We start from the raw sequence: 14,522 nt of genomic DNA, 5'->3' as shown, positions 1-14,522 counted from the left end.
CTGTCAGGCCGAAAGGCCGTCCACAGCCTGGAACATCGCCTGCCGCGCCTGGCTCACGATCTGGCCGCGCCAGGCGTCGGAGTCCGTATAGAACGCCTCCACCATGCGCGCGCGGATGCCATCGGCCAGGTCGGCCGGCGCGTCCGGGTGCTTGTGCAGCCAGTGGTCGGCGCGCAGGGCACCGGTCACTTCGAGCATCGGCAGCGTGCCGTATTCAAGCGCGATGCCGGTGTACTCGGCCTGCGGGCACTCTTCGTACACGGCGTCCCACATCAGGCCGCGCAGCAGCGCCGAGGTCGAGGAACCGTCGTAGATCGAGGTGACGGGCGCCGCCGGCGTGCCCCACCAGGCGTTGGCGCGGGCATAGGCGACCTTGTCGTCGCGGCAGGCAAAGATGCGCTCGCCCAGGCCGTTGGGGCCGAGGCCCGTGTGCAGGTCGATCCAGGCCAGGCGCTTCGCTTGGCCCGCATGGCGGCGCAACACGCTGCGGATGGTCTTGTTGCTCCAGGTGGGCGCCTTGCCGCCGAAGAACAGGCCGTCGTCGAACTGGTACTGGCCGCTGGTCACGGCCGCCTGATAGGCCGTGGCGCCGTGCTTGTCGATCCACTTCTCGATCGCGGCCTGGTTGTCCGGCGTCGGCGGCCAGGTGTCGGGCAGCAGCAGTGGGTGCAGCTTCGCGTAGGGCTCGTTCACCGGCACGGGCTTCGAGAAGTCGAGGAAGTTGCGGTTCAGGTCGACGTTCTCGTGCGTCACGCGGCGGCCGTACGAAAAGCCGTGCGGGTTCAGCGCATGCACGTACAGCACCGCCACGCCCTGCGCCTTGGCCTTCTCGCGCCATTCGGCGTCGTGCAGCGCGAACACCTGCACGCCGCTGCCGCAGTGGCCTTCGACGCCGTGGCAGGCGCTGGTGACGACCAGCAGCCGCTCGGCGTTGGCGTCGCCGTCGAGCGCCACGTCCATCGACAGCTCTTCGCCGTCGCGGCCCTTGAGCGGGTGCGCATGCGGCTCGACCGTGAGGCCGGCGCTGACGCAGCCCTGCAGGAACTTCTGGCGCGCCTGGGCGTAGCGCGGCGAAAAGGCCTCGCCGATGCCGATCATGCCGCTGCGCCGCCGGTGCCGGGCTTCAGGAACTGCTCGGCGATCTGCACCCAGCAGGTCGCGCCCAGCGGAATGAGGTCATCGTTGAAGTCGTAGCTGGCGTTGTGCAGCGTGCACGGGCCTTCGCCGTGGTGCACGTCGCGGTGCGAGCCGTCGCCGTTGCCGATGAAGGCGTAGGCGCCGGGCTTGGCCTGCAGCATGAAGGCGAAGTCTTCCGAGGTCATGGCGGCCTCCTGCTTGAGCACGTTCTCGGGGCCGACGATCCCACCCATGACGCGGCGCGCGAAGTCGGCCTCGGCTTCGGTGTTGATGGTCGGCGGGTAGTAGCGCTCGAAGCGGAACTCGCAGGTGGCGTCGTGCGCGGCGCAGATGTGCTCGCTGATCTGCTTCATCTTGGCTTCGATCATGTCGAGCACCTCGAGCGAGAAGGTGCGCACGGTGCCCGACAGCTCGCAGTTGTCGGGGATCACGTTGTTGGTCTCGCCGGCGTGGATGGTGGTGACCGAGATCACCGCCGAGTCGGTCGGCTTCATCTTGCGCGTGAGGATGGTCTGGAAGGCCTGCACGATCTCGCAGGCGATCGGCACCGGGTCGATGCCGGTCTGCGGCAGCGCCGCGTGGCCGCCCTTGCCGACCACGTTCACATGGAACTTGTTGCCCGAGGCCATCACCGGGCCGGGGCTCACGGCGAACTGGCCGGCCTTCATGCCGGGCCAGTTGTGCATGCCGAAGACGGCGTCCATGGGGAACTGCTCGAAGAGGCCCTCCTTGATCATCTCGCGCGCGCCGCCGCCGCCCTCTTCGGCCGGCTGAAAGATCAGGTAGACGGTGCCGTCGAAGTTGCGGTGCTTGGCCAGGTGCTGGGCCGCCGCGAGCAGCATCGCCGTGTGGCCGTCGTGGCCGCAGGCGTGCATCTTGCCGTGGTGCTGGCTGGCATGGGCGAAGGTGTTGAGCTCGGTGACGGGCAGCGCGTCCATGTCGGCGCGCAGGCCGACGGCGCGGTTGCTGGTGCCGTTCTTGACGATGCCGACCACGCCGGTGGTGCCCAGGCCGCGGTGGATGGGAATGCCCCATTCGGTGAGCTTGCCTGCCACCACGTCGGCGGTGCGGACTTCTTCGAAACAGAGTTCAGGGTGGGCATGAAGGTCACGCCGGACGGCCGCGATGCCGGCCGCCTGCGTGACGAGCGAGTCGATGAGTTTCATAAGACACAGTCTAGGCTTTGCGGAATGCGCCGCAAAGACCGTGCCGGGCAAACCCTCAGCGGCCGATGCTCTTCAGGTACTCGGCGCGCGCGGCCAGCGCGGTGTCGGTGAAGTCGGTGAACACGCCATCGACGCCGAGCTTGTAATAGACCGCGTATTCGTTCTTGCCGTCCTTGTTGTAGTCGGACGCGAGCCGGCGCGACTCGTTACGGAACGTGAAGGGGTGCACGAACAGGCCCGCCTTGTGGGCGTCGGCGATCAGCGTGGTGGGGGCCATCGAGGTGGCGTCGGCGTCGTTGATCTTGCCGTCCTTGTTGACGTCCACCACCTTGCCGTCGGCGCCCACGGTGCCCTTGACGCTCACGATGTAGCGCTTCCAGGGGCCGATGCCGTCGGCGTAGGTCTTGATCTCGGCCAGCCCGGCGGGCGTGACCATGACGTCGAAGTTGCGCTTGTCGCCGGCCTTGGTCCACTCGTAGGGGCGGTCGACCGGCACGGCGTAGGTCATGGCGCCGGTCTTCATGTCGATGCCGTCGCCGTCGATCAGCTGGATGAGCCGGGTGTTCAGGCCCTTGCTCTTCATGTACTTGAGGCTGCCGGGCTCGAACGACTGCACGTAGATGGGCGCGGTCTTGCTGTTCCAGCCGGCGGCGTTGATGGCGGCGATGACCTTGTCTTCCATGGGCATGCCCAGGTCACGGAAGTAGGTCGGGTTCTTGGTTTCCGGGTAGATCGCGATGGTGCGGCCGGTTTCCTTCGTCTTGGCCTTGGCGAAATCGATGATCTCCTGGAAGGTCACGACCTTGAACTTGCCGTTGAATTCCTGCGGCCGCTCGGCGTCGGTCGAGATGCCGCCCAGGGTCTTGATCTCGGCCAGCGTGAAGTCGTTGCTGAACCAGCCGGTCTGGGTCTCGCCGTCGACCTGAATGGTCTTCTTGCGCGAGGCAAAACGCGCGTGCTTGGCCACGTCGGTGCTGATCGCCAGGTTGGGGTCGTGGCGGGCGATGAGCACGCCGTCCTTGGTGGAGACCAGGTCCATCTCGATGACGTCGGCGCCCAGTTCGATGGCGCGCGCGTACGACTCCAGCGTCTGTTCCGGCAGGTAGCCCGAGGCGCCGCGGTGGGCGATGACCAGCGGCGGGTTGCCGTCCAGCGTGAGCAGCTTGTTCGCCGCCGGGCCGGTGGTGCCACAGGCGGCCAGGCTCAGGGCGGCCGCGGCGGTCAGGGTGATCTGCAGGGACATGCGCATGTTGTCTTCTCCATCCAAACAAAGAAAAAAGAGGAGGCAGGCTACCCGCTGCGCGTGACAACGCCGATACCCATCTGCGCGGGCGTTCAACTTCCCGGACAATCTGTTGCATGCAGCACACGCTTTCTCCCCAGAGCCTCTTGATGGCGCAAACCTTGGTTCGCATGAACACGGTGAGCGCAAACAGCAACCTCGAGCTGATCGACTTCGCCCAGGCGCACCTCGCGGCCCTCGGCGTGAAGAGCCGCATCACCTACAACGCCGAGCGCACCAAGGCGAACCTGTTCGCCACGCTGGGCGAGGGCAAGCCGGCCGGCGTGATCCTCTCGGGCCACACCGACACGGTGCCCTGGGACGGCCAGGCCTGGAGCGTCGACCCGCTGTCGGCCGTGGTGCAGAACGAGCGCCTGTACGGCCGCGGCTCGGCCGACATGAAGAGCTACATCGCGATCGCGCTGGCCAATGCCCAGCGCTTACTCGAGGGCGACGCGCCCTTCGCCGTGCACTTCGCCTTCACGTACGAAGAAGAGATCGGCTGCTTCGGCGTGCGCGAACTCATTGCCGACATGCGCGACGCCGGCATCAAGCCGCTGGCCTGCATCGTGGGCGAGCCCACCAGCATGGTGCCGGCCATCGCGCACAAGGGCGTGTACCGCTACAAGTGCTGCGTGCGCGGCAAGGAGGCGCATTCGTCGCTCACGCCGAAGTCGGTCAACGCCATCGAGATGGCCGCGCGCGTGATCGGCAAGGTGCGCGACATGGCCGAAGACTTCGAGCGCAGCGAGCCGCGCTACGACGGCTTCGACGTGCCCTTCAGCACCGCCAGCGTGGGCCAGTTCCACGGCGGCATCGCCGACAACGTGGTGCCGCGCGACGCCGAGTTCCGCTACGAATTCCGCGACCTGCCCACGGCCGACGCCAGGCGCATGCAGTCCGACGTGCTGGCGTACGCCGCGAGCATCGAGCCCGCCATGAAGAAGGTGGCGCCCGACGCCGGCTTCAAGTTCGAAACGATCTGCGAGATCCCGAGCTTCCTGGGCGCGGCCGGCGACCCGGTCACGCTGCTCGCACAGCGCCTGGCCAGCGAAGACCGCACCACGCTGGTGGCCTTCGGCACCGAAGCGGGCCTGTTCAAGAACGCCGGCATCCCCACCGTGGTGTGCGGCCCCGGCAGCATCGAGCAGGCGCACCAGCCCGACGAGTTCGTGAGTCTTGAGCAGCTCGCGCGCTGCGAGCTGTTCATGGAGCGCCTCGCGACCTCGCACACCATTGGCTGAAGACCACGGCAGCGGCGCACTGCAACGCATGAAACGCGTCGCGCTCGGCCTGCTGTGCGCGGCGGCGGCGCTGTATGCGCTGGCCAGCGCGCTGCACGGTCAGCACCCGGCCTGGGGCTACGTGGCGGCCTTCGCCGAGGCCGCGATGGTCGGCGCCATTGCCGACTGGTTCGCGGTGGTGGCGCTGTTTCGCCACCCGCTGGGCCTGCCGATCCCGCACACGGCGATCATCCCGAGCAACAAGGACCGCATCGGCGCCAAGCTCGCGGGCTTCATCTGCGACAACTTCCTGAGCACCGCCCAGGTGCTGGCCAAGCTGCGCCAGTTCGATGCGGCGGGGCGCATCGCCGAATGGCTGGCCCGGCCCGCCAGCGGCGAGCGGCTCGGCGAATGGGGCGTGGCCGCCACGCGCTACGGACTGGCCGCCTTCGACGACGAACGGGTGCGCGACTTCATGGGCCGCGCCGCGGCGGCCGGGCTGGCCAAGATCGACCTCTCGCGCCTCACCGGCCAGGCGCTCGATGCGCTCACAGCCGACGGGCGCCATCAGGCGCTGCTCGACGACGTGCTACAGCAGGTGGCCGAGCTGCTCGACGGCGACGAGGTGCAGGCGCACATCACCGAGGCCATCGCGCGCGAGATCAAGACGCTGCGCTATGTCGGCCTGGACCAGGTGGCGGCCAAGCTCGCCACGCGCAAGATCGTGGCCGCCATCGCGCGCACGCTGGCCGAGCTGGCGGCCGAGCCCGACCATCCGATGCGCCGGCGCTTCGACCATTTCGTGGACGACTTCGTGGTGCGCCTGAAGCTCGACCCCGAGTTCCAGCAGCGCGGCGAACAGATCCGCGCCGAGCTCATCGCCCACCCGGCGCTGGGCGACTACCTGCACGGCCTGTGGGGCGAGCTGCTGGGCTGGCTGCACGACGACCTCGGGCGCCCCGACTCGACCATCCGCCAGCGCATCGCCACCATGGCCGGCGCGCTGGGTCAGCGGCTGCAGAACGACGCGGCCATCCGCGCCTGGATCAACGAGCAGCTCGAAGCCGCCGCGCCGGCGGCCATCGAACGCTACCGGGAAGACATCCGCCGTTACATCGAGGAGCGCGTGGGCGAGTGGAACGCGCACGAGATGACCGACGAGCTCGAGCGCCACATCGGGCGCGACCTGCAGTTCATCCGCATCAACGGCACGCTGGTAGGCGGGCTGGTGGGGCTGCTGATCCACACGGCGACGCAGCTGCTGCGCGGCTGAACAATCACCGGGTGCTGCGGGTTATCCGCAGCGGACGAAAGTCCGCGTCTTGTCCCGCGAGCGACTGCGCGGCCTCCTCCGGCTCCTAGACTGCGGGCGCACTGCCGCATCCGTCACAACGCCAACCCCAGAGGAGATCGCTATGCCCCGTCGCTCGATCCGCGCTGCCGCGCTGACCGCCGCCCTCGCCCTGCTCGCCGCCTGCAGTTCGCTGTCGCCACCGCCCAAGCGCCCCGCCGCCTGGGCCGCGCCCGAAGTGCTCGTGGCCCCGTCGGCCTTCGCGGGCGTGCACGGCCTGGCCATCGATGCAAAGGGCCGGCTGCTGGCGGGCTCCGTGCTCGGCAACACGCTGTGGGAGGTCGACCGCCAGACCGGCGCCGCCAAGGTGCTGATCGACGCGCCCGAAGGCCAGGCCGACGACATCGCGGTCGGCCCGAAGGGCGAGCTGGCCTGGACCAACTACCTCATGGGCATGCTGCGCTACCGCGAGAACGACAGCGCGCCGCTGCGCGTGCTCGCCAAGGACCTGCCCGGCCTGAACTCGCTCGATTTCGATCGCAAGAACGGCAAGCTCTACGCCTCGCAGGTGTTCCTGGGCGATGCGCTGTGGGAAATCGACCGCGACGGCAAGCAGCCGCCCCGGCTCATCAAGAAGGACATGGGCGGTTTCAACGGCTTCGAAGTCGGGCCCGACGGCCTGCTCTACGGCCCGCTGTGGTTCAAGGGCCAGGTCGTGAAGATCGACCCGGCGAACGGCAATCTGACCGTGATCGCCGACGGCTTCAAGATCCCCGCCGCCGCCAACCTCGACGGCAAGGGCAACCTGTGGGTGGTCGATGCGCGCAGCGGCGAACTGGTGAAGGTCGATCTTGCGAGCGGCAAGAAGACCGTGGCCAAGCAGCTGCGCCCGTCGCTCGACAACCTGGCCATCGCTCCGGACGGGACCATCTACGTCTCGAACATGGCCAACAACGAGGTGCAGGCCTTCAACCCCGCCACCGGCGAGCTGCGCACGCTCACCAGCGGCAAGGTGGCGGTGCCCGCGGGCCTGAAGATCGACGGCAACGACCTGTGGGTGGCCGACGTCTTCGGCTTCCGGCAGGTCGACGTGCGCACCGGCGAGGTGCGCGACGTGTTCCGCATGCAGCGCGACCCCGAGCTCGACTACCCCTTCGCGGTCGGGCTGTCGCCCAGGCTGTTCGCGCTCACCTCGTGGTTCACGGGCTCGGTGCAGCTGGTCGACCGACAGACCCTGAAGACGGTCGAAACGATCCACGGCCTGAAGGCCCCGTTCGACGCGCTGCCCATGCCCGACGGCAGCGTGATCTACGCCGAACTCGCCACCGGCAGCATCACGCGCGCCAGCGGACCGAAGTTTGCAGAGAAGTCAGTGCTGGCTAGCGGGCTGAACGGCCCGGTGCAACTGGTGGTCGGCCAGGACGGTGCGCTCTACGTGACCGAGGCGGCCGGCAAGCTGCTGCGCATTCCGCTGGACGCCAGCGCGCCGCTGCGCACCGTGGCCGACGGGCTGGCGCTGCCCGAGGGCCTGGCCCAGACGCCGTGGGGCAGCTTCATCGTGGCCGAGAGCGCGGCGCGCCGGCTGGTCGAGATCGACCCGGCCACCGGCACCCGCCGCACCGTCGCCGAGAACCTGCCCATCGGCCTGGCCGCCGGGCCCGGCCTGCCCCCGCCGTACGTGGTGACGGGCGTGGCCGTGGGGCGCGACGGCACGGTCTACGTGGCGGCCGACAGGAACAATTCGATCTATCGAATTCGGCCTGTCATTCAAGGTAACAATTAGTACAAGTTTCTGTTTACTTTTATAAACACATATTACAAACTGGTCGGGACGCGTCGCAGCGTTCCGATCGCATAGGGCAGTCGGGGTCTGCGAAGCGCTCTTTCCGAAGGGACATCGCATGACTCCACTCGTCGTAGGCCAAGTGCTATCGCCCGAATACTCCCTGGGGCTGGTCGCGCTTTCGTTCGTCATTTCCTTCTTCGGCTCGCTGGTGGCCCTGATCTGTGCCGGGCGCATGGTCGGTGCCGACGGCAAACCCAACCTGGCCATCGTGGCCTGCGCCGCGGTGGCGCTGGGGGGCATCGGCATCTGGTCGATGCACTTCATCGGCATGCTGGCCTACCGGCTGCCCTTCGGCATCGCGTACAACATGCCGCTGACCATCGTGTCGCTGGTGGCGGCCATCCTGATCTCGGGCATTGCGCTGTACCTGGCGGGCGGGCGCGCCAAGTTCAGCCGCTCGGGCTGGCTGGCCGGCAGCCTGCTGGCGGGCCTGGGCGTGTGCGTGATGCACTACATGGGCATGTTCGCGATGAACATGCGGGCCACGATGAGCTTCGACTTCAGCATGGTCGCGCTGTCGGTGGTCATCGCCATCACGGCCGCCGCCGCGGCGCTGTGGCTGGCCTTCAACCTGCGCAAGCTGAGCCACCAGGTGGCCGCCGCCGCCGTGATGGGCGTGGCCGTGTGCACCATGCACTACGTGGGCATGAGCGCGGCCAGCATGATCTGCACGGCGGCCGCCCCGGTCGACGCGCTCTCGCTGGGCGGCAGCTACATGGGCCTCACGGTGTTCGGCACGGCCGGCGCGGTGCTGATCTTCATCTATTGGGTGGTCACGGGCAGCAGCCTCGACGCCGCCCCCGCCGCACAACGGCGCGTGCGCCCCAGCTAGTTGGCGCAAGCGGGCCGGGGGCCCGCCTCCTAAAGTCTGTGCGAAACGACACGCGCGCACCGCACAGACCCCCATGCCCTTCCTCGAATCCCGGCTGCACACCGCCGGAGACGCCTACCAGGCCAACCGCGCCAGCATGCTCTCGCTGCTGGAGCAGGTCCGGTCCCACGAAGCCCGCGCCGTGGCCGCCTCCAGCGCCTCGGCCGAGCGCTTCGCCAAGCGCGGCCAGCTGCTGCCGCGCGAACGCCTCGCGCTGCTGCTGGACACCGGCGCGCCCTTCCTGCCGCTGGCCACGCTGGCGGGCCTGGGCCAGGACAACCCCGACCTTTCGAAAAGCGTGCCCGGCGGCGGTCTGATCGCCGGCATCGGGCGCGTGGCCGGCGTGCGCTGCATGATCAGCGCCTCCGACTCCGGCATCGACGCCGGCGCGCTGCAGCCCATGGGCCTGGACAAGCAGCTGCGCCTGCACGAGATCGCGCTGGAGAACAAGCTGCCCTTCATCCAGTTGGTGGAAAGCGCCGGCGCCAACCTCATGCAGTACCGCGTGCAGGACTTCGTGCGCGGCGGCAACATCTTCCGCAACCTCGCGCGGCTCTCGGCCGCGGGCCTGCCGGTGGTGACGGTGACGCACGGCTCCTCGACCGCGGGCGGCGCCTACCAGACGGGCCTGTCGGACTACATCGTGATGGTGCGCGACCGCACCCGGGCCTTCCTGGCCGGGCCGCCGCTGCTGAAGGCCGCCACCGGAGAGATCGCCACCGAGGAAGAACTGGGCGGCGCCGTCATGCACACCCACATCTCGGGCCTGGGCGACTACCTGGCCGAGGACGACCGCGACGCACTGCGCATCGCGCGCGCCATCCTCGGCGGCATCGACTGGGCGCGCGACGAGGCGCCGCGCACCTTCGCACCGCCGCGCCACGACGCCGAGGAGCTGATGGGCCTGATGCCCGCCGACGGCCGCCGGCCGGTGGACATGCGCGAGGTCATCGCGCGCATCGCCGACGGCTCCGAGTTCCTGGCCTTCAGCGAGCACTACGGCAGCGCCACCGTCTGCGGCCACATCCGCCTGGAAGGCCATGCGGTGGGCATCATCACCAACAACGGCCCCATCGATTCCGACGGCGCCACCAAGGCCACGCACTTCATCCAGGCCTGCTGCCAGTCGCGCACGCCCATCGTCTACCTGCAGAACATCACGGGCTACATGGTGGGCCGCGCGCACGAGGAGGCCGGCATCATCAAGCACGGCGCCAAGATGATCCAGGCCGTGACCAGCGCCAACGTGCCGCAGATCACGCTGCACTGCGGCGCCTCGTACGGCGCGGGCAACTACGGCATGTGCGGGCGCGGCTTCGCGCCGCGCTTCTGCTTCAGCTGGCCCAACGCACGCACCGCCGTGATGGGCGGCGAGCAGGCCGCGCAGACCATGGCCATCGTGATGGAGGCCGGCATGGCCCGCAAGGGCGCTGTCGACCGCGACAAGATCGACGCGATGCAGCGCCAGATCGTCGAGCGCTTCGAGCGCCAGATGAGCGTCTTCACCACCAGCGCGCTGCTGCTGGACGACGGCGTGATCGACCCGCGCGACACGCGCGCTGTGCTCGCCGAGGCGCTGTCGATCTGCCGCGACGCCGAGGCACGCGCCCCGCAACCCATGCAGTTTTCGGTGGCACGGCCATGAGCACCTTTCACAAGATCCTGATCGCCAACCGCGGCGAGATCGCCGTGCGCGTGATGCGCACCGCGCGCGCCATGGGCTACCGCACGGTCGCGGTGTACTCGCGCGCCGACGCAGACGCCGAGCACGTGCGCCAGGCCGACGAGGCCGTGTGCATCGGCGAGCCGCTGCCCGCGCAGAGCTATCTGAACATCAACGCGATCGTTGCCGCGGCCCGCGCCAGCGGCGCCGACGCGGTGCATCCGGGCTACGGCTTCCTGGCCGAGAACGCGGCCTTCGCGCAGGCCTGCCGCGACGCAGGGCTGGTCTTCATCGGTCCGTCGCCCGAGGCCATCGTCGCGATGGGCGACAAGGCCGGCGCCAAGCGGCTGATGCAGGCGGCCGGCGTGCCGTGCATTCCCGGCTACCAGGGCGACGATCAAAGCACCGCCATGCTGGCCGCCGAGGCCGAACGCATCGGCTGGCCCGTGATGATCAAGGCCACGGCCGGCGGCGGCGGGCGCGGCATGCGGCTCGTGGCCTCGGCCGGCGCCTTTGCCGAGCAATTGCAGAGCGCGCAGTCCGAGGCGCTGCATGCCTTCGGCGACGCCACCGTGATCCTGGAGCGCGCCATCGTCGCGCCGCGCCACATCGAGATCCAGGTGTTTGCCGACCGCCACGGCCACGCGATCCACCTCGGCGAGCGCGACTGCTCGGTGCAGCGGCGCCACCAGAAGGTGATCGAGGAAGCGCCCTCGCCCGCCGTCGATGCCGCGCTGCGCGCGCGCATGGGCGCCACCGCCGTGGCCGCCGCCAAGGCCATCGCCTATGAAGGCGCGGGCACGCTCGAGTTTCTGCTCGACGCGCAGGGCCAGTACTGGTTCATGGAAATGAACACGCGGCTGCAGGTGGAGCACCCTGTGACCGAAGCGGTGACGGGCCTGGACCTCGTCGAGTTGCAGCTGCGCGTGGCGGCCGGTGAGCCGCTGCCGCTGACGCAGGACGACGTGCGCATCACCGGCCATGCGATCGAAGTGCGCCTGTGCGCCGAAGACCCGCAGCAGGGATTCCTCCCGCAAAGCGGCACGCTCACGGCGTGGCGCCCATCGCCCGCGCTGCGCACCGAACACGCATTGCGCGACGGCGCCGAAGTGCCGCCCTTCTACGACTCGATGATCGCCAAGCTCATCGCCTCGGGCCGCACGCGCGACGAAGCTCGGCAGCGGCTGCTGGCGGGCCTGCGCGACACGGTCGCACTGGGCCTGCCGACCAACCAGGCATTGCTGCAGCGCGCGCTCGCGCACCCGGTGTTCGCGGGCGGCGGTGCGACCACCGCCTTCATCGGCGACCACCTCGACGCGCTGCTGGCCGCCGACACCGCGAGCGACACACGCACCGCCCTGCTCGCGGCCCTGCTGCTGCAGACCGGCGCGCGCGGCTGGCCCTCGCCGCTGGCGCACACGCTGCCCAACGCCTTGCGCTTTGCGCTCGACGGAGCCGTGCACACGGCGCGCGTGACGCCGCGCGGCGCCGCGCACTTCGAGGTCGTGCTGGACGACGCCGCGCCGGCCACGCTCGCGCTGCTGGCGTTGCCGGACAACGGCCCGGTGCGCTTCGCCTGCAACGGCGTGGCCGCGCAGGCATGGGTCGTGCGGCGCGGCGAACGCACGGACGTCCACTTCGACGGCCGCGCCCACCGCCTCGACGACCTCACGCACGTGGCCGTTCCGCGCGCCGACGCGGGCGGCGGCGACGGCCTGCTGCGCGCGTCGATGAACGGCCGCGTGGTCGCGCTGCTGGCCGCCGAGGGCGACACCGTCTCGGCAGGCCAGCCACTGGTCACGCTCGAAGCCATGAAGATGGAACACGTGCACTGCGCACCGCGCGCGGGCCGCGTCGCGGCGCTGCATGTGGCCGTGGGCACGCAGGTGGCCGCGCGCCACATCGTGGCCGAGATCGCCGAGGCCTGAAGGCCCCTCCCCTTTTTCGAGAACCTGTCGAATGAACGCATCCCACTACCGCTCCGTCTTCGCGCCCGGCCTGTTCGCCGGGCAATGCATCGTCGTCACCGGCGGCGGCTCGGGCATCGGCCGCTGCACCGCGCACGAACTGGCCTCGCTCGGCGCCCACGTGGTGCTGGTCGGCCGCAAGCCCGAGAAGCTCGACGCAGTGCGCGCCGAGATCGAGGCCGCCGGCGGCAACGCCAGCACGCAGGCCTTCGACATCCGCCAGGAAGACGCCGTGCGCGAGGCCGTGAAGGCCATCGTCGCGGCGCACGGGCGCATCGACGGGCTAGTCAACAACGCGGGCGGCCAGTACATCACGCCGCTGTCCGCCATCTCGGCCAAGGGCTGGGAGGCGGTGATCCACACCAACCTCACGGGCGGCTTCCTCGTGGCGCGCGAGTGCTACCTGCAGAGCATGCTGGCGAACGGCGGCGCCATCGTCAACATCGTGGCCGACATCTGGGGGTCGATGCCGAACATGGGCCACAGCGGCGCCGCGCGCGCCGGCATGGTGAGCTTCACCGAGACCGCCGCCGCCGAATGGGCCGTGAGCGGCGTGCGCGTGAACGCCGTGGCGCCGGGCTACATCGCCTCCAGCGGCATGGACCACTACCCGCCCGAGGCCGGCGACATGCTGCGCGCCATGCGCAAGACCGTGCCGGCCGGCCGCTTCGGCAACGAGGCCGAGACCTCCGCCGCCATCGCCTTCCTGCTGGGCCCGGCCGCCGCCTTCATCAGCGGCACCGTGCTGCGCGTGGACGGCGCGCGCCCGCAGGCGCGCATGGGCTGGCCGATGGCGCTGCCCGACGCGCAGGCGCAGCAGCGCCCCGCGGTGCGGCCCTACGACGGCTTTCACCTCGCGCAGACACCGCGCGTGTTCCAGGACAAGTAACGAGCGAACGAACGGAGACCAGTGATGCAGTACACCCATGAACACCTCGAGATGCAGAACACCCTGCGCCGGTTCATCGACGAGGAGATCAACCCCCGCGTCGACGAATGGGAAGAGGCCGAGATCTTTCCCGCGCACGAGGTCTTCAAGAAGCTCGGCAACCTCGGCCTGCTGGGCCTGAACAAGCCCGAGGCCTTCGGCGGCGCCGGGCTCGACTACTCGTTTGCGATGGCCTTCGCCGAGGGGCTGGGCCACATCAGCTGCGGCGGCGTGCCGATGGCCATCGGCGTGCAGACCGACATGTGCACGCCCGCGCTCGCGCGCTTCGGCAGCGACGAACTGCGCCGCGAGTTCCTGGTGCCCGCCATCGCGGGCGACACGGTCGGCTGCATCGGCGTGAGCGAACCCGGCGCGGGCAGCGACGTGGCGGGCCTGAAGACCTACGCGAAGAAGGACGGCGACGACTACCTCATCACCGGCCAGAAGATGTGGATCACCAACAGCCTGCAGGCCGACTGGATGTGCATGCTGGTCAACACCAGCGAAGGCCCGGTGCACCGCAACAAGTCGCTCGTGATGGTGCCGATGAACCTGCCCGGCATCGAGAAGGCCAAGAAGATCCGCAAGATCGGCATGGACTCGAGCGACACCGGCCTCATCTACTTCGACAACGTGCGCGTGCCGCAGCGCTACCGCATCGGCGAGGAAGGCCAGGGCTTCGTCTACCAGATGCAGCAGTTCCAGGAAGAGCGCCTGTGGTGCGCGGCCAGTTCGCTCGCGCCGATGGACGACTGCATCACGCAGACCATCGAATGGGCGCAGCAGCGCCAGATGTTCGGCGCCACGCTGGCCGACCAGCAGTGGGTGCAGTTCAAGCTGGCCGAGCTCAAGACCGAGGTGGAAGCGCTGCGCGCCCTCACCTACCGCGCCTGCGACCTGCATGTGAAGGGCGAGGACGTGCTCGAACTCGCCTCGATGGCCAAGCTCAAGACCGGCCGCCTCACGCGCCAGGTGGCCGACACCTGCCTGCAGTTCTGGGGCGGCATGGGCTTCACGCTGGAGAACCGCGTCTCGCGCCTGTACCGCGACGGCCGCCTGGGCTCCATCGGCGGCGGCGCCGACGAGGTGATGCTCGGCATCCTCGCCAAGACCATGGGCATCGCCAAGCGCCCGCCGCGCGGCTGAGC

At 69.4% G+C, this 14,522-nt stretch carries 11 protein-coding genes; 8 read left to right on the top strand and 3 right to left on the bottom strand.

The features are described from left to right. Positions 1–3: 3 nt before the first annotated feature. Genes AC07O4_RS26805 through AC07O4_RS26795 form a run of 3 tightly spaced genes read right to left on the bottom strand, consistent with a single transcriptional unit; the run spans position 4 to position 3,552 of the window. Positions 4–1,098, bottom strand: a complete 1,095-nt coding sequence (locus AC07O4_RS26805) for a M14 family metallopeptidase (RefSeq protein WP_495306116.1) — start codon at positions 1,096–1,098, stop codon at positions 4–6. Continuing rightward, positions 1,095–2,303: a M20 aminoacylase family protein gene (locus AC07O4_RS26800; RefSeq protein ID WP_369645023.1), complete on the bottom strand. Its 1,209-nt coding sequence runs from the start codon at positions 2,301–2,303 to the stop codon at positions 1,095–1,097. The genes AC07O4_RS26805 and AC07O4_RS26800 overlap by 4 nt, the downstream gene beginning before the upstream one ends. Positions 2,304–2,358: 55 nt before the next feature. Further along, on the bottom strand, positions 2,359–3,552 hold the full coding sequence (locus tag AC07O4_RS26795) for a glycerophosphodiester phosphodiesterase (RefSeq protein WP_139703937.1): 1,194 nt from the start codon (positions 3,550–3,552) through the stop codon (positions 2,359–2,361). 110 nt (positions 3,553–3,662) lie between these two features. Here AC07O4_RS26795 and argE point away from each other — a divergent pair, with 110 nt between their 5' ends. The 8 genes from argE (at position 3,663) to AC07O4_RS26755 (ending at position 14,520) form a co-directional block, all read left to right on the top strand. Then, positions 3,663–4,829 carry an acetylornithine deacetylase gene (argE, locus tag AC07O4_RS26790; RefSeq protein ID WP_495306115.1) on the top strand — a complete coding sequence of 389 codons (1,167 nt, stop codon included), beginning with the start codon at positions 3,663–3,665 and terminating at the stop codon, positions 4,827–4,829. 28 nt (positions 4,830–4,857) lie between these two features. Further along, positions 4,858–6,081: a DUF445 domain-containing protein gene (locus tag AC07O4_RS26785; RefSeq protein ID WP_447740323.1), complete on the top strand. Its 1,224-nt coding sequence runs from the start codon at positions 4,858–4,860 to the stop codon at positions 6,079–6,081. A 142-nt stretch (positions 6,082–6,223) separates the two neighbouring features. Further along, positions 6,224–7,882: a Vgb family protein gene (locus AC07O4_RS26780; RefSeq protein WP_495306114.1), complete on the top strand. Its 1,659-nt coding sequence runs from the start codon at positions 6,224–6,226 to the stop codon at positions 7,880–7,882. A gap of 118 nt (positions 7,883–8,000) precedes the next feature. Beyond that, positions 8,001–8,777: an MHYT domain-containing protein gene (locus AC07O4_RS26775; protein WP_062472795.1), complete on the top strand. Its 777-nt coding sequence runs from the start codon at positions 8,001–8,003 to the stop codon at positions 8,775–8,777. A gap of 73 nt (positions 8,778–8,850) precedes the next feature. Further along, positions 8,851–10,461 carry an acyl-CoA carboxylase subunit beta gene (locus AC07O4_RS26770; protein ID WP_495306113.1) on the top strand — a complete coding sequence of 537 codons (1,611 nt, stop codon included), beginning with the start codon at positions 8,851–8,853 and terminating at the stop codon, positions 10,459–10,461. Beyond that, the gene (locus tag AC07O4_RS26765) at positions 10,458–12,407 is read left to right on the top strand and encodes an acetyl/propionyl/methylcrotonyl-CoA carboxylase subunit alpha (RefSeq protein ID WP_495306112.1); all 1,950 of its coding nucleotides are present in this window, start codon (positions 10,458–10,460) and stop codon (positions 12,405–12,407) included. The genes AC07O4_RS26770 and AC07O4_RS26765 overlap by 4 nt, the downstream gene beginning before the upstream one ends. 31 nt (positions 12,408–12,438) lie before the next feature. Next, positions 12,439–13,335: an SDR family oxidoreductase gene (locus AC07O4_RS26760; protein WP_495306111.1), complete on the top strand. Its 897-nt coding sequence runs from the start codon at positions 12,439–12,441 to the stop codon at positions 13,333–13,335. A 24-nt stretch (positions 13,336–13,359) separates the two neighbouring features. Further along, positions 13,360–14,520 (top strand): acyl-CoA dehydrogenase family protein, encoded by a 1,161-nt coding sequence (locus tag AC07O4_RS26755; RefSeq protein ID WP_062472787.1) that lies wholly within the window; start codon positions 13,360–13,362, stop codon positions 14,518–14,520. Positions 14,521–14,522: the final 2 nt, after the last annotated feature.

This window comes from Variovorax sp. GW821-FHT09D04 (assembly GCF_059416405.1).
The sequence above is the reverse complement of the archived record's forward strand: the minus strand, read 5'-3'. Positions and strand labels throughout refer to the sequence as shown.